This is a genomic window from Streptomyces sp. NPDC002680, from assembly GCF_042889145.1.
GTDB lineage: Bacteria > Actinomycetota > Actinomycetes > Streptomycetales > Streptomycetaceae > Streptomyces > Streptomyces adonidis.
The window spans coordinates 82,016-102,307 of the sequence record NZ_JBIAQP010000001.1; the positions used below are offsets into that span (position 1 = coordinate 82,016).

General features: G+C 69.2%; 19 protein-coding genes. 6 read left to right on the forward strand and 13 right to left on the reverse strand.

The annotated features are described in order from the left end of the window. Positions 1–48 precede the first annotated feature (48 nt). From ACFYXF_RS00355 to ACFYXF_RS00380, 6 genes are all read right to left on the reverse strand, one after another. Positions 49–1,536, reverse strand: coding sequence for a family 43 glycosylhydrolase (locus ACFYXF_RS00355; RefSeq protein ID WP_389346463.1), 1,488 nt, complete (start codon positions 1,534–1,536; stop codon positions 49–51). Then, on the reverse strand, positions 1,533–2,531 hold the full coding sequence (locus ACFYXF_RS00360; RefSeq protein WP_389346465.1) for an ATP-binding cassette domain-containing protein: 999 nt from the start codon (positions 2,529–2,531) through the stop codon (positions 1,533–1,535). The genes ACFYXF_RS00355 and ACFYXF_RS00360 overlap by 4 nt, the downstream gene beginning before the upstream one ends. Then, the gene (locus ACFYXF_RS00365; RefSeq protein WP_389346467.1) at positions 2,528–4,369 is read right to left on the reverse strand and encodes a dipeptide/oligopeptide/nickel ABC transporter permease/ATP-binding protein; all 1,842 of its coding nucleotides are present in this window, start codon (positions 4,367–4,369) and stop codon (positions 2,528–2,530) included. The genes ACFYXF_RS00360 and ACFYXF_RS00365 overlap by 4 nt, the downstream gene beginning before the upstream one ends. Further along, positions 4,366–5,307, reverse strand: coding sequence for an ABC transporter permease (locus tag ACFYXF_RS00370; protein WP_389346470.1), 942 nt, complete (start codon positions 5,305–5,307; stop codon positions 4,366–4,368). The genes ACFYXF_RS00365 and ACFYXF_RS00370 overlap by 4 nt, the downstream gene beginning before the upstream one ends. A gap of 90 nt (positions 5,308–5,397) precedes the next feature. Further along, entirely contained in the window at positions 5,398–6,927 is a 1,530-nt protein-coding gene (locus ACFYXF_RS00375) for an ABC transporter substrate-binding protein (protein WP_389346472.1), read from the reverse strand. Positions 6,928–7,285: 358 nt separating this feature from the next. Continuing rightward, positions 7,286–8,281, reverse strand: coding sequence for a LacI family DNA-binding transcriptional regulator (locus tag ACFYXF_RS00380; RefSeq protein ID WP_389346475.1), 996 nt, complete (start codon positions 8,279–8,281; stop codon positions 7,286–7,288). Positions 8,282–8,710: 429 nt separating this feature from the next. On the opposite strand from ACFYXF_RS00380, the gene ACFYXF_RS00385 reads away from it, so the two are divergent. Together ACFYXF_RS00385 and ACFYXF_RS00390 are read left to right on the forward strand one after the other, a co-directional pair. Continuing rightward, the gene (locus tag ACFYXF_RS00385) at positions 8,711–9,934 is read left to right on the forward strand and encodes a DUF3500 domain-containing protein (protein ID WP_389346477.1); all 1,224 of its coding nucleotides are present in this window, start codon (positions 8,711–8,713) and stop codon (positions 9,932–9,934) included. Further along, positions 9,931–11,334 (forward strand): HupE/UreJ family protein, encoded by a 1,404-nt coding sequence (locus ACFYXF_RS00390; protein ID WP_389346479.1) that lies wholly within the window; start codon positions 9,931–9,933, stop codon positions 11,332–11,334. Before ACFYXF_RS00385 ends, ACFYXF_RS00390 begins: the two co-directional genes overlap by 4 nt. Positions 11,335–11,336: 2 nt before the next feature. On the opposite strand, the gene ACFYXF_RS00395 is transcribed toward ACFYXF_RS00390, so the two are convergent. Next, complete coding sequence (locus ACFYXF_RS00395; RefSeq protein ID WP_389346481.1) at positions 11,337–12,197, reverse strand: hypothetical protein; 861 nt, start codon at positions 12,195–12,197, stop codon at positions 11,337–11,339. Between the two features lie 157 nt (positions 12,198–12,354). Here ACFYXF_RS00395 and ACFYXF_RS00400 point away from each other — a divergent pair, with 157 nt between their 5' ends. Then, positions 12,355–12,837: a macro domain-containing protein gene (locus tag ACFYXF_RS00400; RefSeq protein ID WP_389346483.1), complete on the forward strand. Its 483-nt coding sequence runs from the start codon at positions 12,355–12,357 to the stop codon at positions 12,835–12,837. 34 nt (positions 12,838–12,871) lie between these two features. Here ACFYXF_RS00400 and ACFYXF_RS00405 read toward each other — a convergent pair whose 3' ends face one another. Beyond that, a complete protein-coding gene (locus ACFYXF_RS00405) occupies positions 12,872–13,228 on the reverse strand; it encodes a hypothetical protein (RefSeq protein ID WP_389346485.1) in 357 nt (118 codons plus the stop codon). A 203-nt stretch (positions 13,229–13,431) separates the two neighbouring features. On the opposite strand from ACFYXF_RS00405, the gene ACFYXF_RS00410 reads away from it, so the two are divergent. After that, positions 13,432–14,049, forward strand: a complete 618-nt coding sequence (locus tag ACFYXF_RS00410) for a GNAT family N-acetyltransferase (RefSeq protein WP_389346487.1) — start codon at positions 13,432–13,434, stop codon at positions 14,047–14,049. Positions 14,050–14,136: 87 nt separating this feature from the next. Here ACFYXF_RS00410 and ACFYXF_RS00415 read toward each other — a convergent pair whose 3' ends face one another. Beyond that, entirely contained in the window at positions 14,137–14,874 is a 738-nt protein-coding gene (locus ACFYXF_RS00415; protein ID WP_389346489.1) for a phosphotransferase, read from the reverse strand. A gap of 230 nt (positions 14,875–15,104) precedes the next feature. Between ACFYXF_RS00415 and ACFYXF_RS00420 the strand changes: the two genes are divergently transcribed. Beyond that, positions 15,105–15,479, forward strand: coding sequence for a hypothetical protein (locus ACFYXF_RS00420; protein WP_389346491.1), 375 nt, complete (start codon positions 15,105–15,107; stop codon positions 15,477–15,479). A 205-nt stretch (positions 15,480–15,684) separates the two neighbouring features. Beyond that, the gene (locus tag ACFYXF_RS00425; RefSeq protein ID WP_369035264.1) at positions 15,685–16,041 is read left to right on the forward strand and encodes an ArsR/SmtB family transcription factor; all 357 of its coding nucleotides are present in this window, start codon (positions 15,685–15,687) and stop codon (positions 16,039–16,041) included. On the opposite strand, the gene ACFYXF_RS00430 is transcribed toward ACFYXF_RS00425, so the two are convergent. The 4 genes from ACFYXF_RS00430 to ACFYXF_RS00445 form a co-directional block, all read right to left on the reverse strand. Next, positions 16,025–17,335 carry a hypothetical protein gene (locus tag ACFYXF_RS00430; RefSeq protein ID WP_389346493.1) on the reverse strand — a complete coding sequence of 437 codons (1,311 nt, stop codon included), beginning with the start codon at positions 17,333–17,335 and terminating at the stop codon, positions 16,025–16,027. The genes ACFYXF_RS00425 and ACFYXF_RS00430 overlap by 17 nt on opposite strands. 863 nt (positions 17,336–18,198) lie before the next feature. After that, complete coding sequence (locus ACFYXF_RS00435) at positions 18,199–18,423, reverse strand: hypothetical protein (RefSeq protein ID WP_389346495.1); 225 nt, start codon at positions 18,421–18,423, stop codon at positions 18,199–18,201. Positions 18,424–18,604: 181 nt separating this feature from the next. Then, positions 18,605–19,540 carry an SDR family oxidoreductase gene (locus tag ACFYXF_RS00440; protein ID WP_389346497.1) on the reverse strand — a complete coding sequence of 312 codons (936 nt, stop codon included), beginning with the start codon at positions 19,538–19,540 and terminating at the stop codon, positions 18,605–18,607. Positions 19,541–19,635: 95 nt separating this feature from the next. After that, a complete protein-coding gene (locus ACFYXF_RS00445; RefSeq protein ID WP_389346499.1) occupies positions 19,636–20,268 on the reverse strand; it encodes an NADPH-dependent F420 reductase in 633 nt (210 codons plus the stop codon). Positions 20,269–20,292: the final 24 nt, after the last annotated feature.

The following is a 20,292-nucleotide window of genomic DNA, read 5'->3' on the forward strand; positions in this document are numbered from 1 at the left end:
TGACTTTCTGTCAGGTGCCGGTCGGCTGTCTTGGCCGGGATGAGGGCGTCAGTCCTCGCCCCGGTAGCTGAACCGGTCGAAGGCGACGGAGCCCTCGGCCGCGTACATGCCGACGACTCGGCCCGTGAAGGACGCCGCGGTCTCCGCGGAGACATAGCGGCCGTCGAGTGCCGCGAGCTCGACCGGTCCTGCGCCGGAGTCGACGGACAACCGGACCAGGTCCGGGCCGAGGGCGTCCAGGCCCATGCCGCTGACCGGCTCGGTCTCGATCCGAACGGTCACCTGACCCGGAGGAACCGGCTGTTCCCAGGTCTGGCAGAGCCCGCCCACCCGGGCGCGAGCCCGCGCGACACCGCCGCCCACCTCGATGTCGTAGTGGTGACGTTCGTCGATCCGCAGACTCAGCCCGCCGACTCCGCCGCTGCTGTCCACCCCTACGGAGAACTCGGCGGCCTGGTGCTGCTGGCGGCGGCCGACGAACCGTGGCCGTGGGTCGTCCATGGTGGAGCCGTCGGCGTGCACGACGAGGTGGCCCGGTCGTTCGGTGAGCGAGGACCATTCGACGGCCGGCGTACGGATGGAGAGCCATTCCACGCCGAGTTCGGCGCCGGTGAAGTCGTCGTGGTGCTCGACCGGTCCGGTGGGCGGAGTCAGTTCGACCGGTTGCACCACCGGCCAGCCGTCGACCCAGTCCAGCGCGGCGCTGAACGTCTCCCGGCCCATGGGAGAGAAGGCCCGGGTCAGACCACGGGGCCGCATCCCCAGCAGGACCAGCGCCCAGCCGCCGTCGGGTGTCTGTACGAGGTCGGCGTGGCCGGTGTTCTGGATCGGGCGGTCGGTGCTGCGGGCGCTGAGCACCGGATTGGCCGGGCAGCCCTCGAAGGGACCGTCCGGACGGGTGCCACGGGCGATGCTCACGGAATGCCCGCGCTCGGTGCCGCCCTCGGCGATCAGGAGGTACCAGGTGCCGTCGATCTCGTACAGGTGCGGCGCCTCGGGGAACATCAGACCCGTGCCCGACCACACCGACCGGGGTTCTTCGAGTGCCTGGCCCGTGTCCAAGTCCATGCGGACCTGCTGGATGCCCAGATGTTCGCCGGCGCGGTCACCGTCGAGCTGCAGACCCGAATAGGTGACGAAACAGGTGCCGTCGGCGTCCCAGGCGAGGTCCGGGTCGATGCCGGACACGCCCTGCATGACGACGCCGTCGGACCAGGGGCCCTCGGCCCGGTCGGCCGTGAAGATCAGGCTGCCGCGCCCCATCGCGTCGGTGACGACCAGCCAGAAACGGCCGTCGTGGAACCGGATGGTGGGCGCCCAGGCCCCGCCGAGCGTGGGGACCTTCTCCAGCGCGAGCTGCCCCGGGCGGGTCACCACATGGCCGATCTGCTCCCAGCGCACCAGGTCGCGGCTATGGAACAGCGGCAGGCCGGGGAAGTACTCGAAGCTCGAACAGGCGAGGTAGTAGTCGTCGCCGACGCGGGTGACGCTGGGATCCGGGTGGAAGCCGGGAACGGTGGGGTTGGGCAGGGTCATGCTCGGTCTCCCGACGTGGAGGCGTTCGTGGAAGCGTCTGCGGAACCGACTGTGGAAGTGGCTGTGGAGACGGCCGTGGATGTGGTTGTGGAGACGGCTGTGGGCACGGCCGCGTCGGCGCCCTGGGATGCGTCGGCCGCCATGGCCGCCGCGAGCCGCCGCCGCTCGGCCCTGCGCTCCGCCTGCCGCTCCGGGTCCGGCACGGGTGCGGCCAGCAACAGCCGCCGGGTGTAGGGGTGTTCGGGCGCGGTGGTGACGGTCGCCGCGTCCCCCGTCTCGATGATCTCCCCGCCGAACATGACCGCCACCCGGTGGCTGATGTGCCGGACCACGGACAGGTCGTGCGTGACGAAGAGATAGGCCACGCCGGTGCGTTCCTGGATCTCGACGAACAGGTCAAGGACCCGGGCCTGGGTCGACAGGTCCAGAGCGCTGACCGGCTCGTCGCAGACGATGACCCGTGGGTCCCGCGACAACGCCCGGGCGATGGCGATGCGTTGGCGCTGGCCGCCGGAGAACTCCCGTGGCAGCCGCTGTCCGGCGTCGGCGGGCAGCCGGACCTGGTCGAGCAGGTCCTTCACCCGCCGCTCGGCCTCCGCCCGCGAGGTTCCCGCGACTCTCAGCGGCTCGCTGAGGATGTCGGTCACCGTCATCGCCGGGTTGAGCGAGGTGTACGGGTCCTGGAACACCACCTGGATGTCGTCGCTGAGCGCGCGGCGCTCCTTTCTTCCCAGGCCCGAAATGACCTTGCCTCGGTAGCGCACGGTGCCGGAGGCGACCGGGGCCAGCCCGAGAACGGCCCGGCCCAGGGTCGTCTTGCCCGATCCCGACTCGCCCACCAGCCCGAGGGTCTCCCCCGCGCCGATGGCGATCGACACCCCCTTCAGCACCCGGAACGGCGGCTTGCGCCAGCCCTTCGACGGGTACTCGACGACCACGTCGTCGGCGACCAGCAGCGGCTGCGCCGGGAGTTCCTTGTCCAGTGTCCCGGTCATGCCGAACCCTCCTGACGTCCGATGTTCGTGGTCCCCGCGACGCCCGCCGGCGCGGTGCGGCCGAGCGCGGACCGCGGTTCGGCGTCCTCCAACGTGGACGCCAGGAGCATGCGGGTGTACGGGTGCTGCGGATCGGCGAACAGCTGCCGTACGGGCGCGGACTCCACCACTGCGCCGGTCTGCATCACCGTCACGCGGTCGCAGATGTCGGCCACCACACCGAAGTCGTGGGTCACCAGGATCACGCCCATGTCCCGCTCGCGCTGAAGGGACCGCACCAGGTCGAGGACCTCGGCCTGCACGGTCACGTCGAGCGCCGTGGTCGGCTCGTCGGCGATCAGCAGGTCCGGTTCGCAGGACACCGCGCCGGCGATGAGGACGCGCTGCGCCATACCGCCGGAGATCTGGTGCGGATACGAGCGGAAGACCCGCTCCGGGTCGGCGATGCCGACCCGCTCCAGCAGGCCGAGGGTCTTCGCCTTCGCCTCGGCCGCCGACAGTCCGAGGTGCCGGCGTACCGGCTCGACCAGTTGGGAGCCGATACGGAAGGAGGGGTCGAGGTTGGACATCGGCTCCTGCGGCACGTACGCGATCCGGCGGCCGCGGTACCGGTTCATCTCCGCGCGGCCTAGGCCTCCCAACTCCTTGCCGTCGAACACCAGTTGACCGACGGAGATCCGGGCCTCCCGGGGCAACAGACCCAGCACGGCGAAGGCGGTCTGGCTCTTGCCCGAGCCCGATTCCCCCACGAGTCCGAGGACTTCACCCCGGCGGACCGTCAGGGAGACGCCGTCGACGACGGTCTTCTCTCCCTCGGCCGTCGGATAGGAGACCTTCAGGTCTTCGAGGACGAGCAGCGCGTCGTCCGCCCCGGACGTCCCGGCGGTGACGCGCGGCGCCTTCTTCTGCGCGGCCTGCTTGCGGGGCGCGGCGCCGCGCGGTCTCCGCTCGCTCGCCGCGCTTCCGTCGAGCGCGTCCCGCAGGGCGTTGCCCAGCAGTCCGAACGCGGCGACGGTCACCGCGAGCGCCACTCCGGGCCAGACCAGCAGGACCGGCTTGGTGTAGATGTTGGCGAAGGCGTCGTTGAGCATGGAGCCCCAGCTCGCCTGGGTCGCCGAGCCCAGGCCGAGGAACTCCAGGCCGGACTGGATGACGATGCCGAGACCGAGCATCTGGGCGGCCTGGATGATGGTCGGCGCCTGTACGACGGGCAGGATGTGCCGGCGGATGATCCGCGGGTCGGCCAGGCCGGACACCCGAGCCGCGTCGACGTACAGCTCCTCGCGTACGGAGATCACCGAGGCGCGGATCAGCCGGAAGACACCCGGCGACATCAGCACGCCGAAGACGGCCATGGCGACGTAGGTGTTCTGCCCCACCGCGGACATCACGACCAGGAGCACGATGATCGCCGGTACGGCCATCAGCAGGTTGGCCAGCCAGCTGCTGACGGCGTCGAACCACTTGCGGTAGTAGCCGGCCACCAGCCCGGCGGGAACGCCGATCGCCAGGGCGACGGCCACCGCGAGCAGGGCTCCCAGCAGGCTGGTGCGCCCGCCGTAGAGCAGTCGGGCCAGGACGTCACGGCCGACGCCGTCACCGCCCAGGGGATGTGTTCCGCTCATCGGCGCCAGGCTGTCGGTCAGCGAGGTGTGGGCCGGGTCCTGGCTGGTCAGGAGCGGTGCGCACAGGGCGGCCAGCGAGATGAGCGCGAGGAGGATCAGGCAGGTCACGGCCACCGGGCTGCGCAGGAGCCGGCGCAGGAGTCCGGCCCGCCCCGGTGCGGCGACGGCCAGGGCGACCGTGTCCGGCGTCTTCTCGGACTGTGGGAGCGTCATCCGACACGCACCTTCGGGTTGAGCCAGCCGTACGCGATGTCCATCAGGATGTTGACCACCACGACGATGGCGACCATGACCACGACGACGCCCATGACCACCGGGGTGTCGCCCTGCGATCCGGCGGTGGTCGCCTGGCTGCCGATCCCGTTGAGGCCGAAGACCTTCTCGACGACCACCGCGCCGCCGACCAGGCCGATGAACTGCAGGGCCAGCACGGTCAGAGCCGCCGGGGCCGCGTTGCGCAGCGCGTGCCGGAACAGCAGGCTCCGCTCGCTGATGCCCCGGCTGCGGAGGGTGCGTACGTAGTCCGCGCGCAGTACGTCGACCATGGAGCCGCGCACCTGCTGGGCGGTGGCGGCGATCGCCCCGACGGCCAGCGACAACGCCGGCAGGGTGATCGACTTCAGCCAGCCGCTCGCCGAGTCCGCCAACGGGACGTAACCGGTCGCGGGCAGCCAGCCCAGGTCGACGCCGACCACCACAGCGAGCACCAGGGCGACCAGGAAACTGGGTACCGCGAAGCCCACTACGGCGAGCAGCTGCACCAACTGGTCCACTACACCCCGGCGGACCGCGGCGGCCACTCCCAGCACCGTACTCACGACCGCCGACAGAAGTAGCGCCGCCAGCACGATCGACAGGGTGACCGGCAGTTTGTTGGCGAGTGAACTCGTCACGGACTCGCTGCTGAACCACGAGCTGCCGAGGTTCCCGTGCACGGCGTCCGCGAGCCAGTGCCCGTAGCGGACCACGAAGGGCTCGTCGAGTCCGAGTTCGGTGGACTTGGCGGCCACCTGCTGCTGGGTGGCGGTCTGCCCCACGATCTGGCGCACCGGATCGGAGCCGGTGAGGCCCATCAGCGCGAAGGTCGTGGTCGCGATCACCAGGACCAGGACCAGCCCTGCGGCGATGCGCCGGACCAAGAAAACGATCATCTGTCTCTCCACCTTGCCTTTCCCTGACGGGTGTTCACCGGCGGCCGGGCGGGAGTGGGACCACCCGCTCCGCCCGGCCCGCCGCCCGAGTCAGCCAGTGGGCTTGAAGTTGTAGATCGGCGGAACGGCGGCGAACGCCTGCGGGGTGAAGGTGACGCCCTTGGTCGTCGCGTAGGTGTTCTCCACGGAGTCCCAGGGCGCGTTCCACGCCTGGTCGACGAGGTAGGTGTTGAGTTCCTTGAACAGCGCGTCCTGGGTGGCGCCCGTTGCCGCCCTGGCCTTGGCGATGAGGTCGGTGACCTTGGGGTCCTCGCTGTGCAGCGGATTCCACAGGGCGTCCTTGGCCACCTCGATCTGGATGGTGTCCCAGGGGCGGAAGGAGGCCAGGGTCATGTAGGACAGCGGGTACTTGCCCGAGAGGAGGGCGTTGATGAACTCGGTGACCGGGATCTTGTCGACCTTGACCTTGATCCCGATGTCCTCCAACTGCTGGACCATGGCCGCCTGCTGGTCGGGGAAGACCGCCGAGACATCCGGGACGGTGACCGAGAAACCGTCCGGATAGCCCGCCTCGGCCAGCAATTGCTTGGCCTTCGCCGGGTCGTAGGAGTACTTCGAGTCCAGCGAACTGTCGAAGGCCGAGCCCGCCGGGTTGAAGATCTGGGTCGTCGCCTTCCCCAGTCCCTGCTTCGCCGTCCTGACGATCGTGGAACGGTCGAAGGCGTAGTTCAGTGCCTGGCGGACCCGGACGTCGCCGAGCGCCTTGACGATCTTTCCTTCGCGGTCCCAGATGTACACGCCCTCGACGTCGCCGGAGGTGAACTTGGTGACGTTCAGCCCGCTACTCTTCGCCGGCGCCACGTTCTTGGCGCTGGCCAGCAGGGCGCCGTTGACCTGTCCCGAGCGCAGCGCGTTGAGCACGGCGGTCGGGTCGGTGAGCGGCTTGAGGACGATCTTGTCGAAGGGGAAGGCGGCCTTGTTCCAGTAGCCCGGGTTGCGGACGAAGGTGTACGTGCTGCCCGCCGTGGTGGCGGACTTGTCCAGGGTGTAGGGGCCGGAGCCCACCGGGGTGGTCTTGATCGTCCCCGCGGTGATGGCCTTGGGGCTGGCGATCATGCCGGCCACATTGCCGAGGTTCGGCACCAACGAGGGGTCGGGGGCCGAGAGCTTGATCGCGACCGTGGTGGCGTCGACGACGTCGACGCCACTGATGCTGGTGAGCTGGCCCGCGGCCTCGCTGGTGCCTTCCTTGGTGTGCAGCAGATTGGCCTTGACCGCCGCCGCGTCCAGGGCGGTGCCGTCGGTGAATTTGACTCCGGTGCGCAGGGTCAGCGTGAGTACCGTGCGGGCGGTGTCGTACGACCACTTGGTCGCCAGGTTGGGCTCGACCTCGGCGGTCGGGGACAGCCGGAGCAACGAGTCGTATACGGGCTGGTAGTACTGCGTGTTGTTGCCGAGTCCGGCGTCTGCCAGGTCCCACGGCTGTGCCGCGACCAGGGGGGCCAGGGTGAGGGTGCCGCCGGTGGCCGCCTTCCCCGAGCCGGAACCTGAGCCGGAGCCGCACGCCGCTGCGGACAACATCAGGGCCACGGACACGGCCGTCAGCGCGATTCTTCGCATGGGTACTCCGCTGGTGAGTGGATGACCGGGCAGCTTCGGACATCGAGCTGCCCTCAAGGGCCTCGGAGGTAATGGGAAACCAGGTCCTGAAGCGGCCTGGACCGTTCTTGGCGGTCAGCCGTCCCCTGGCGAACGGGTTGTGTCTCCACCGTTTTCGGTGGGTTCGAACCAGCCACTGATACGTACAAGTGAAACGTATGCGTAACGTAGCCCCGCCGTTGGCCGACCACAAGGCCCTTGCATCAGCTTTCTGGGGAAGCGGGAACCCTCGGGAGCGGCGCCATGGCGCGGCAGACAGAGCTCTCCCCGGCACCGGCCCCGCATCGGGCCGAACAGGTCCAGCACGGACCGGTCTGCGTCAGGCCGACTCGCGCACGACCAGGCTCAGCGGCGTCACCTGGGGCGGTGTGGGAAGCGATCGGCCGGTCACGCCACTGACGATCATCCGGGCCGCGCGGCCCACGACGACATCGAGGTTGTTGTCGATCGTCGTCAGCGGGGGCATCGCGAACGGCGCCAGCTTGTCGTTGTCGACACCGATCACGGCCAGGTCGCCGGGGGCGGAGAGACCGACCCTGCGCATACCCGCGAGGAGGGCGAAAGCCGTCTCGTCGTTGTACGCGCACACTCCCGTGACGGCGGGGGCGGCCGCGTGCCACTGCTCGGCCGCCGCGGCCGCCGCCGAGATGTCCAGGGGCACCTCCAGCACGACGGGCGGCTCAAGACCGCGCTCCGCGCAGGCGGCGCGAGCGCCGTCGAGCCGCAGGGCCAGGAAATCCCGGAGCCGGGGATCCCCGGGAGCGGCATAACCGATGCGTACGTGTCCCGTGTCCGCCAGCCGTTCGACCTGCATCGCGCCGATGAGGTTCTGGGGAATGGTCAGCACGCCCGGGACGACCCCGGGGCCCATCCCGGCGCTGACCACGTGGATGCCGGCCGCCCTCATACTGGCCACTTCCTCGGCGGAGACCTGGAAAGCCGTCATCACGGCCGCCGGCATGAGTTCCTGCCACAGCGACTTCAGCGGGGCGTGCCGCTCCCGCCGGGTGACGAGGTTCAGGCCGTGGCGCTCCAGCTCGTCGCCGAGCAGCTCGACCAGGGCGGTCAGAGTGCCGCCGACCGGAACGTCCGGAAGGAACATCAGCACCAGATCGCTGCGGCCCAGACGGAGCGCGCGTGCGGCGGCCGACGGCTTGTAACCCAGTTTCGCCACCGCGTCCAGCACCTTGCGCCGGGTCTGCTCGGAGATCTTCTGGTGCGGCACGTCATTCAGCACATAGCTGACCGTGGTCTGTGAGACTCCCGCCTCCTTGGCGACATCGGTCGCCGTCACGCGGCCGGTCCTGCCCGCCATGGGAGCCTCCTGTGAACATCTCGGACAAGCCGGTACGGCGCGCGCGACTGAGGAGCGAGCGTCACTGAATCGTAACAGTGAAGGTGCGGGGGTGTCCGTGGACTCCGGCCACCCCTCGCCCTGGATCCGGGCCTCTCATGACGCGGGCCCGTTTCGGCGGCTGAAGCCGCGATGAGAGCAACCTGTCAACGAGCACAGCTTATTTGCCGCATACGTGGTGTCAGCAGCCCAATCGGGACGGGCGCGGAGGCTCGCGCGTTGAGTTGTCAACAATATTGCTGGTAGTTCTCTGCGGCACGCGCGTGTCCTGGACGCCGCCGACCACGGAGTCGGCGCACCGTCCCCCACCCTTGTCTTCAGGGAGTGTTCGTGAGCAAGCAGAGAACAAGTCGGGCTCGAAACCGACGGACTTGGCGAGGCATAGCCGGCGTGGCCGCCGGCGTGGTCCTCGTCGGGGGCGGATTCGTAGCGGCCAACGCCGCGACGACCACGGGCACCGCGCAGAAGTCGGCCGCGGGTGCGCACTACCCGGTCAACAAGAAGGCCACCGGCACCAAGGCCGTGGTCAGCGCCGCCAACGCGTTCCTCAACACGCTGGACGCCGACCAGCAGGCGTCGGTGCTCCTCGACCTCACCGAGGAGAACGCCACGGCGTGGTCGAACCTGCCGTGCGGCGGGACCTGCCGTCCCGGCATCGAGCTCGGCACCCTGACCGACACCCAGCTGGCCGCCGCCATGAAGGTGGTGAAGCTCGCCACGGGCACCGGCAAGGGCTCCGGGTACGACCAGATCACGCAGATCATCAAGGCCGACGGCGTGCTCGCCGCCGCTGAGAGCACCAGCTCCGCCGGGCCCGCCCCCTCGGACGCCGCGTCGAGCACCGCCTCGGCCGACCCGTCCGCCACGGCGGTGCCGAGCTCGACGTCCACGGCCACCGACGCCCCGACGGGCGCCCCGCCCTCCGGCGGCACCGGCGGCGGTGGCGGCGGCGCGTTCGGCTACGGCACCGGCCTCTACTACCTGGCGTTCCTGGGCACCCCCTCGGCGGACGGCACCTGGCAACTGCACTTCGGCGGTCACCACCTCGCCGTGAACCTCACCTACAAGAAGGGCAAGGTGGCAGGCGCCAGCCCCTTCTTCCTCGGTGTCGAGCCCACCAGCTGGACCGCCGACGACGGCACCACGTACACGCCGCTGGCCAACCAGCGCGAGGGCCTGCTCGCGCTGACCGGCAGCCTGAGCACGGAGCAGCTGGCCGCCGCCAAGCTGTCCGCGACGTACAACGACGTGCTCCTCGGCCCGGGCGAGGACGGCCAGTTCCCGGAGACCAAGGAAGGCCTCAAGGTCAGCGAGCTGTCGCCCAAGCAGCAGAAGCTGGTCCTGAAGGCGATCTACCCCTGGGTCTCCAACGTGGACGACGCCACCGCGAAGCAGCTCATGAAGACCTATGAGCGTGAGCTGAACGAGACGTATGTCGCCTACTCCGGCGGCACCGGCCTGGACACCCACGGCGACTACGTGCGTATCGACGGCCCCGGCGTGTGGATCGAGTTCGTCTGCCAGACCGGCGTCGTATACCGCGACAAGATCCATTACCACACCGTGTACCGCGACCACACCCGCGACTACGGGAGCGAGTTCTCCTTCTCATGATCCGACCGCGAAACTGGCTGACCACAGCACTCCGCCTGGTGGCCGGGATCGCGATCGCGGTACCGGCGGCGCTCCTTCTCGGGGCGTCGCCGGCCGCCGCGCATCCGATGCCGCACTCAGTGGTCCAGCTCGACGTGTACAAGGACTCGGTCACCGCGCGCCTCGAACTGCCCGTCGGCGACCTCGCCTCGGCCAGCGGCATCGACCTGAGCACCATCAAGTCGTCGGCCCTGTCCACCAAGGCCGACGCCGTCCGCACCTATCTCGCCCAGCACATCCACCCGACCACGCCGGTGGGCGAGGCGTGGCGGGTCGACATCGGCGCGCTGAGCCTCGGCCGCGCCCAACAGACCTCCACCGGCCTCTACCGCGAGCTGTCCGCCGAGGCCGTGCTCACCCCGCCGGCCGGCGCCGACGTACGGCACTTCACCTTCGACTACGACGTCATCGTCCATCAAGTCATCACGCACACGGCCCTGGTGACGGTACGTCAGGACTGGGCCCGCGGGCAGATCGACGACGCGGGCACCACCCAGGTCGGCACCATCCGGGTCGACACCCGGACCATGAAGGTCCCGGCCCTGAAGGTCGACCTCGGCGAAGGCAGCGCCTGGCGCGGCTTCGTCGCCATGGTGGAGCTGGGCGGCGACCACATCCTCACCGGCACCGACCATCTGCTCTTCCTGCTGATCCTGCTCCTGCCCGCGCCGCTCGCGGCCACCTCAGGACGATGGAGCGGGCTGGTCGGCGCACGGTCCGCGCTCGGCCGGATCGGCCGCATCACGCTCGCCTTCACCGCCGGGCACTCCGTCGCGCTGGCCGTGACCGCGCTCGGCCGCCTGGACATCCCGGACTGGCCGGTCGAGGCGTTCATCGCGCTGAGCATCCTGATCGGCGCCGTCCACGCGATCCGGCCGCTGTTCCCCGGCCGTGAGGCGCTCGTGGCAGGGGTCTTCGGGCTCGGTCACGGCATGGCGTTCTCCTTCGTCCTGGCCGAGATGCACCTGTCCGCCGGACAGCTCGTGACCAGTCTCCTCGGCTTCAACCTCGGCATCGAGCTGGTCCAGCTCCTGCTGGTCTGCCTGGCACTGCCCTCGCTGCTGGTCCTCGCCCGTCTGCGTGTCCAGCCCATGCTGCGGCTGACCGGCGCCCTGCTCACCGGCACGGCGGCACTCGGCTGGCTGGCCGACCGCCTCGGTCTGCCCAACCCCGTCGCCCGGGCAGCCGACAGCGCCGGATCCCACACCACTCCGATGCTGACCGCCCTCACGGTGACGGCACTCGCCGCCACCGCCTGGACCCTGACCACCCGCCGCCGCGCACGGCCCGGACCGGCCGAGCCACCGGCGGCGGCATGTCCCGAGCCTCAGGGTGCTGATGCCGCTCCGGCCTCGGCATGAACTCAGTGGGGCAGCAACAAGGAAGCTGTGCTCGCGAGGAGCGGTGCCAGGACAACGAGGCCTGTCTGCAGGTCCGCGAACAGCCCGGTGTCCGCGCCGAGCAGCATCTCCGACTTGATCCGGTCATCGATCCGGCTGAGCAACGCCGGGCCATCGTTCACCTGCGTCAGGTCGAAGAGCCGCGCGCAGAGTTCCCTCGCACGTTGCCGCAGCTCGCCCACGGCGGGCACATAGAACAGCGCGACCACGAGCGAGCAACTGCCGCCGAAGATCACCACAGTCTGGGGGGCGAACGCCTGCGCGGCCTCAAGCCGATGTGCATCGACCATGTCGCTCTGCAACTGCACTGCCGCTCCCAGGGCCAGTGTGGCCAGAGCGATCGGCACCCCTGCCGCGGACAGCAGCCCCCGCAACAGTCGCCGACGCCGAAGCAGCCAATCGGCCAACTCGCCGTCGCCGGAGACCTCGGGGCTGCGGGCAGCACGGCGTACCGCGAGCATGGTGCACGCGGCCGGGACCAGGCCGGCAAAGGCCGTGGCGACCAGGGCAGGCCCACGCCAGTGGCTCTCGCGTCGTAGGAAGCCCGGCACGAGAGCCACCACGAGCAAGCCACCCACCAGCGCAGCCAGGACCACGGCGTCTCTCCGGCCGCCCACGCGTTCGGCCTCCGGCAGTTCCCTCCAACGGGCGATCCCGTAGTTGAACACCAGGCCCGAGGCTGTCGTCAGCCCGACCGCCAACGCCGCCCACACCTGCCACAACCGCTCATCGAGGTACCCGACCGTGGAAACAGTCGCTACACCGATGGCCAGCCCGATGCCGACTGCCACCCACTGTTCGGTCCGGACATCCCCCACGCGCATGGGTCCAGAGTGCCGGATACAGGGGCAAGCGCACACAGGAGACCCTTGATCTGGGCTCATCTGACCTTCCCCCCTCGCGGACGCTTGAGCCTGCGCTGCCGGAACCGCCGGCGAAGAAGCACTGACTTCTCATCGTGGACCAAGCGACCATGACTCCGTGAAACCGTTGAAGATCGTCGCGGGCGACGCGACCAACCCCCAGGCGAAGGGGCCGAAGATTATCGCCCATATCTGCAACGACCTCGGCGGATGGGGCAAGGGGTTCGTCCTGGCGATCTCGCGTCACTGGCCCGAACCGGAGCGCGAATACCGTCGCTGGCACCGCGAGCGCGCGGGTAACGACTTCGCCCTCGGAGCAGTACAGATGGTTCAGGTCCGATCCGACATCTGGGTCGCCAACATGGTCGCGCAGCGCGGGATGAAGGTGGGCAGCGGCGGTCCGCCCATCCGGTACGACGCCGTCGAACGCTGTCTGCACGCCCTCGCTGAGCACGCCCTTGCCAACAAGGCGTCTGTTCATATGCCCCGCATCGGCTGTGGCCTCGCCGGCGGCAAGTGGGAACGCATCGAACCGATCATCACCACAGCCTTGAGTGCCCGCGACATCGCCGCCACCGTCTACGACTTCGACGGCGCATGAGACCCCACTCTGTCTGATCCCAGGGGTCAGCCGCTCAGTAGCCGGGCGGGATCCGGTCCTGTGGTCCGTCCGCCGCCTCTGCCGCGCCTTCCTCCAGCCGCGCTCTCTCGGCCACGGCCGGGTCGGCCGAGTCCGAGACCAGCTCCGCGATGCGCAGAGTGCACTCCCACTCCGTCAGCCTGCCTTTGATCACCACCAGGTATGACTCCTGATCGGCGAAGCGGTACACGCGGCGTCGCTTCTCGACGAGATTCTTGCTCGGTACATACGTGTGGAGGGCAGCGCGGAGCTCCTCCATCACCTGCTCCTTCGTTTCCCGCCCACGGCAGACGAACTCGGTCCTGTACGACTCGCCGTTGTAGTACTGCGCGATCACAGCCCAGTTACCCATGCCCACTCCCCCTCGATGCCGCCGCCAGTCACCCACAGCCCAGCCGCCGGGACAAGCAGAAGGGCCAACCACCCCTGAACGCAAGCTGCTCGCCGATGCTCTCCCCCTGGTCCGGGTCGGGCGGGGAAACCTTGGTCGTGAAGAGCGGACCGGCTCGGATATTCGGTGTTCTGCCCGCCCCATGAGGACACAGGATGGTGCGCATGACTTTGGCCACCCCCGTACTGCACACCGCTCGCCTGCGACTGCGCCCCTTCACCCCCGCCGACGCTGACCCGCTCTTTGCCCTGCACAGCAACGCCTACGTGATGCGCTACTGGGACTCCCCGCCGTGGAAGGAACGGGCCCGCGCCGAACGCTTCATCACCATGTGCCGGGAGATGGCGGACGATGGCACCGGGGCCCGGGTGGCCATCGACCGCGCTTCCGACGGGGCCTTCGTCGGCTGGTGCGGTCTGACCAGATGGAACCCGGACTACCGCAGCGCGTCGTTGGGCTACGTCCTCGACGAAGCGATGTGGGGACACGGCTACGCGACGGAGGCCGCGCACGCCTTGCTGCGGTGGGCATTCGACACACTGGACCTGAACCGAGTCCAGGCCGAGACCGATACACGCAACGTGGAATCCGCCCGGGTCCTGGAGAAGATCGGATTCGTGCGTGAAGGGACGTTGCGGGAGGACTGCGTCGTGAACGGCGAGGTGTCCGACTCGTGGGTCTTCGGCTTGATCAGGCGAGAGTGGCGACCGGCGGCCGTGCCGGTTCCGGCGCGCGAAGAGCGGCGTCAGGTCCGTCTCTGGCAGAGGCCGCCTTCAGGTTGAGTACGGACCCAGAACGCCTGATCGCAGAAGGCCGCCCGACCGTCACAGGACGGAACCATCGAGCCGACCGAGGCCGCTACCACGTACTCACTGCACTGAACGTTCCAAGGCACTCCGGTGATCGGAAACCCACCGATAGGCCGACCGAACGTGCCTCACCACTCCCGCGTCACGGAGCCGGGTCATCGCGACGTCACCCGCATCGGCCTGGGTCTCGATGCCCCGCCAGCAGCGGTCCTGCCACCACAAGATCGTGGGCACGAGGCGTTGCCGGTCAGGCAACTCGTAGCTGTCGACGATCAGCCGCATGCGTCGGGCAGTCTTCTCGACGTCGGTGACCGAAGGGCCCAGACCGAGGTACTGCCAGCAGACATGAGCGATGTCGTGGATCCGCGCGCCCGGCGCCGCAAGGTCCCAGTCGATGAATGCCGTCGGCCGAAGCTCGCCACCGGACAGCTGATACACCGTGTTCTTGGGCGACAGGTCGTTGTGACACACGACCTCCTGGTCTCCGGCCAGATGGGTACCGGCCGTCAGGTCGTGGAACTCACGCGCGAGCCGGGCGACCGTCACCAGACTCTCGTCGGAAGACACAGCAGCAGGCTGTCGCGGCTCCCACGCCACGTGGCCATCGAGGTAACTGAGGACTTCGCGGCCCTCGTCGTCCACACCGAGACACCGCGGAGCACCACTCCAGCCACCGGCTTCGAGCAACCTCAGCAGATCACCCACGAACTTCGTGCGAGCCGAGGCGGGACGCCGCACCGTGTCCCCGACACGCACGACCGCATTGACGAAACCTCCGGGCAAGAACGACTCAGGCATCCATCCACTCTGCCTGATCGCTACCTCGGGTCCACGCGGGGAGGCGTGTGCCGGTCGTCATTCGCCGGGCCCAAGCGGTCACGGATATCGCATCATCCGACTTTCCCGTAGCCGTGTCGGTCAGTAGCGGAACAACAGGACTGCCGGCCGCCGGCCCTACGTAAGGTCCGGGGGCATCGGTGAGGCGGGCGACGCCCGAGCCTCGCAGCGACAAGGAGGAGATGCCAGGGATGAGCAATGTCGAGATCTGCCTCAAAGAGATCATGACCTCGATCGAAGGCGCATTGGGAACTGCTCTCGTCGACTACACCAGCGGTATGGCGCTGGGCACGCTGGGAGGCGGCAAGGACCTCGACCTGACCGTTGCGGCGGCGGGCAACACGGACGTGATCCGGGCCAAGACCCGCACCATGGACCACCTCGGTCTCAAGGGCGAGATCGAGGACATCCTCATCACGCTCGGCAGCCAGTACCACGTCCTCCGGCCACTCAAGGGCCGTAGCGGCAACGGCTTGTTCCTCTACCTCGTGCTCGACAAGAGGAAATCGAACCTCGCCATGGCCCGCCATCAGCTCAAGGGCGTCGAGGGCCAACTGGACGTGTAGAAAGCCGCGTTCTTCACGGCCTCGCACGCCCATGAATTGAAGACTTCTTCAACTGGGCATATCCGGATCAGATCAACCCCATGGGCGTGCGGGGCCGGATGCACGAAAATTGGTCCGTCAATCCGTTGGACCGCTTGCGGTGGCACGTACGGGGCCACCGCTCCCGGATGCAGCCCGTCGAATGCGGCAGGGAGCGCGATTCACCATGCAGGTCCCCCTTTACCAGGCCAAGGCCGAGTTCTTCCGGATGCTCGGCCACCCGGTACGCATCCGGGTCCTGGAACTGCTGCAGAACGGCCCCGTCCCCGTACGCGAGTTGCTGAACGAGATCGAGATCGAACCGTCCAATCTCTCCCAGCAGCTGGCCGTACTGCGCCGCTCGGGAATCGTTGTCTCCATCCGGGAGGGCTCGACCGTCAGCTACGCCCTGGCCGGCGGCGATGTGGCCGAACTCCTGCGCGCGGCCCGCCGGATCCTGACCGAACTGATCTCCGGCCAGAGCGAGTTGCTCGCCGAACTCCAGCAGGCGGACCCCAGGCCGATCCTCACTCCGGATCGGTGACCGGCTCCCCCGCCTGTGTCCTGCGGCCGATCGCCGCCACCAGAGCGATCAACGCCAGCACCGCCAGCAGGACGAGCGCCAGCAGAAGCACCGTCAGGACAGTGGGGTGATTCCAGAGAGCGAACAACAGGGCCACTACGAGCAGGACGCCGACGGTGAGCCGGCGTCGATGGTCCGCTGTCCACGTCCCCACCCGCCCTGCGTGCATGTCGTGGGTGTCCGCCCAGCGGGCGGCGGAGTCGGCGGTGCGCTCGGAAGCGGCTCGCAGGGCGCGTGCTCCTCGGCCGGGGCCGACGGCATAGGCGCCGACGGCGACCACCACACCGAGCACGATCACGGTACGCAAGGTGGCCCGTACGAACTGCAGGAGATGGTCGAAGACCGCTGCCGCGGCCGCCTCCGACAGGACCCGCGGGGGCAGGTGATCCAGGTAGTAGCGGCGGGCGACGGCAAGGCCGACGGCGACGATCAGACAGGCGGTGGCGGTACCCAGGGCGGCCCTGGCCAGGGCGCGTCTGCGCCGGTGGGCGAGGAGTACTCCCGCTGCGGCGATGAGCACTGTCAGCGCCGGCATCCAAGTACCGATCACGTCGAGGGCGTGTGCGGCGCCCCGCATGCGTTCAAGCTTGTCGGACGTGAACAACACCATCTGCTTGTCGACGTCCGGGATGTTGCCGGCCGGCGTCACGCCGGAGTCCACGAGTTCCTTCCTGACCCGGTCGACAGCGGTACCGACATCGAGGGTCACGCTGTCCTCGTTCACGCCGACCGCCCCGCGGCCCCTTCCGGTCAGGGCGTGAACCACGGTCGAGTGGGCGACCCGGTTGGCCGAGATCCACACCTTCTCGAACCAGTCGCTCTCGACGAAGCGCTTCGCCGCCCTGTCCGCGGCACCGGTCACGGCCGCGTTCAGCTGCGGGGCCAGCCCCCTGACCGCTCGGGCAGCCGTCGGCGGCAAGCCCTGCGACTCCAGCCAGGTCGCGAGTTCGGCGGTGACCCGCTTGGCGTCGACGCGTACCTCGACGGCCCGCACGATCTGGTTGCGTGCGGCGGCCTCGATCGCGGGGTCGGAGGCGAGTGGTTGGACCGTCTCGACGTAACGGTCCGTGTCGAGGACGATGTCGTGCACCCACACGGTCAGTACCGACACGGGGATGAGGACACAGGCCAGGACGATCAGTACCGCCGAGGCCGCCTTCCGCGCGAGTCTCCCCGCACCGGCCACGTGCGACCCGCCACCCGACGGTGAACCCTCCTGAGCGGAGCCGTGCGCTGGGCCGAGCGGGCTCGTCATCCGTCCTCCAGGAGTAAGGCGCGGCCCGTCCGCCTGCCGTCGGTATCCATTCCTCCTGATCGGCGCGGTGGCGGCATCCTGAGGCGAGCCATCCGGAGGTTCCCCTCTGAGAGGCCATGGAGCCGGGACGGCGGGAAGGCTTCCGGGGCGGAAACAGGGCCGAAGGCGGCACGCTCCGCACCGGCCTACGGCTCGCAGACCGACCGTGCTGGGGCGTCCCGCCGGGTACGGGAAGGCCCACAGCCACCCCCGCAAACAGCCCCGCTCCCCCCTGGGCCGAGGCGGAGGCCGAGGTCCGCGCCGTGGCTGCGGCCCGGTCTCAGCGGCGCAACGACATGTACGCGCCGCCGGCGCTGAACGTCACCGCGTCGGCGACGGGCGCCCAAGGTCGTCATGCCGAGGCCGCCATCGCGGACGACACGCTGCTGCCCTTCTTCCGCAGCGTCATCGGCGCCGAACACCAGCAGACGGTCGGACCGCGCCCTGACGCTGAACGCGGTCGCCCGGTATGCCGCATGCGAGGCGGAGTGCGCCGCGGTCGCCCGGGCCGCGTCCCGCGGACGAGGGCCGGAGATGGCGCTCATCGTGATGACCGATCTCAACATCGAAACCGAAAGCCCTGCGGCACGGCGGCCGAGGCGCATCCGACCTGCGATGCCCCGATGACGATGCGGCGCCGTGTGGTCATGCCTGCGCCCAAGCCATGGAGATGTTCAGAGCCGCTACGGGTCAGGCGCGCACCGCGGCGTCAGCGAGTCGTCGTGTGTGTCGGCGGGACTCGGTGACATCGATGACCGGTTCGTCGTCCTCGTTGATTTGCGGCAACTCCGGGGCGACTTGCCCGCCACATCCCCTGCGCGCGGTCAGGTTTCGCCGGCGAGGCTCGTGTTGTGCTCGTGGATGAGCCGCAGCGCCGTGTCGCGGTCGCGCGCGTCGAGGGCGTCGAGGGCGTCGACGAGGTCTCGGTGGAGTTCGTGGCGCTGTGCGATGTACTCGGCGAGCGGCTGGTCGCTGCCGGGCAGTACGGCCAGGGTGTGGGCCTCGATGAGGTCGAGCAGGTTCTTGTCGAGCGCGTCACGGATGCGCACGGCCGGAGCGTCTGTCGAAGACCCCGGCATGGCCGTGGCACCGTGCCGAGGCAGACGATCTTCTTCCCGTACAGAGGATTGCTTCCGCCGAACAGCACTCAGGGAGCACCGAGCGCCGCCGTCACGTGCGAGAACCCCGTCCCGCATGAGCCAGCCACGTCACCGACTCGGGGCTCCGCCGTCAGCCGGCGGAGAAGTAATGGCCGTTGTCCAGATCGGCGAGCAGGCCAGGCTGGGCGGGTTCCCAGCCGAGGGTCCGGCGGGTGATGAGGTTGGACGCCGGGTAGCTCTGCGTGACGATGTTCGCGAGGAAGCCGAAGTATCCCGGCACCATCAGTACGTCCGCGGGAACGCTCACGACGGGCAGGCCCAGACGGCTGCCGATGGCCTCGGCGATCTCGCGGAGCGGGATGGCCCCGTCCCCGACCGCGTGCCAGTACTTGCCGGCCGGCCCCTTCTCCAGCGCCAAGCGGAACAAGGAGGCGGCATCGCGGATGTGCACGGCGTTCCAAGGGTTCGCGCCGTCTCCGGGGTAGCCGACGAAGCCCTTCTCCTTCGCGAGCGCGATCAGCTGTACGAGGAAGCCGGCACGGTCGGTCGTGCTGTGCGCGATGTTGGCGATCCGCACGACCGAAGACCGCACTCCCCGCTCGGCGAGGCCGACCACGGCGGTTTCCACGACGTTGCGAACCCGCAGGGTGCCCTTGTACTCATCGCCGCCGGGAAGCGCCGGGTCCTCCTCGGTGACCGGCCGGCCCAGGTTTCCCGGCGATCCTATGCTCCCCGCCGCGACCAGCGGCTTTCCGGTTCCCGCGAGTGCTTCGCCGTACGCGAGCATGATCGGGAGCTCCGCGGCGGCCACGGCGTCGATCCCGCCGGACGGAAGCAGATCCTGCCTGTGCGCGACGTGGATGACGCCGTCGGAGTCCGCGGCCGCCTCCTTGAGCCCGTCGAGATCCCCGAGGTCGCCGCGACGCACCTTCGCGCCGAGCGCTGACAGCGCCGCCGCGGCGGTGTCCGACCGGGCCAGGCCGGTGACCTCGTGCCCGGCGGCGATGAGCTCGGGGATGACGTACGAACCGGAATGGCCGGTCCCACCAGTGACGAAAACGCGCATGTTACTTCCTTGTCAGGGCAGGTGGAGGGGTTGTTCTTCGCGTGCCGTGGACCGGCCGGCGTGATGTGGTGCGAGAAGTGGTGGTGCCGGTGTGCTCAGCCGAGAATGCTGACGCCGAGGAAGAAGTTGGTGTGCTTGACGGAGTGCGCGACGAGGCCCAGCTCCAACAGGGCGACGTTCTCCAGTGTTCGCGCCATTGCCAGCTGCCCGGTGTCCAACGGACGCAGTCCCAGGCTCTCGATGAACGCCGACACGCGTGCCTTTGCCTGCGCGTCGTCGCCGGCGATAAACACGTCCAATGGGCGGCCCTCGGCTGGGCCGGCGGCCAGAACATGGGAGAACAGGGTGTTGAACGCCTTGACGACATGCGCGCCGGCGGGGGCGGCCTTGGCGATCTCCTGCGCGCCGGAACTGCCGTCGGGGGTGACAAAGCCCTGGAAATCCGGGGAGACGGGGTTGGTGATGTCGATGATGACCTTGCCGTCCAGTGCGTCCCCGTACTCGCTCACCACCGCCGCCGTGCTTGCGTACGGCACCGCGAGGACAACGATGTCCCCGGTCGGTGCGGCGCCGGCCGTCCCGACCGTGGCGCCGCCCAGCGCGGCGGCCAATTCCTTGGCCTTGGCCGGGTCGCGGCCGATGATCTCGACGGCGTTGCCGCCGGCGAGCGCCCGGTCGGCCAGGGCGCCGGCCATGTTCCCCAGACCGATAATGCTGATACTGCTCATGGGTGAGTCTGCTTTCTGAAGCTG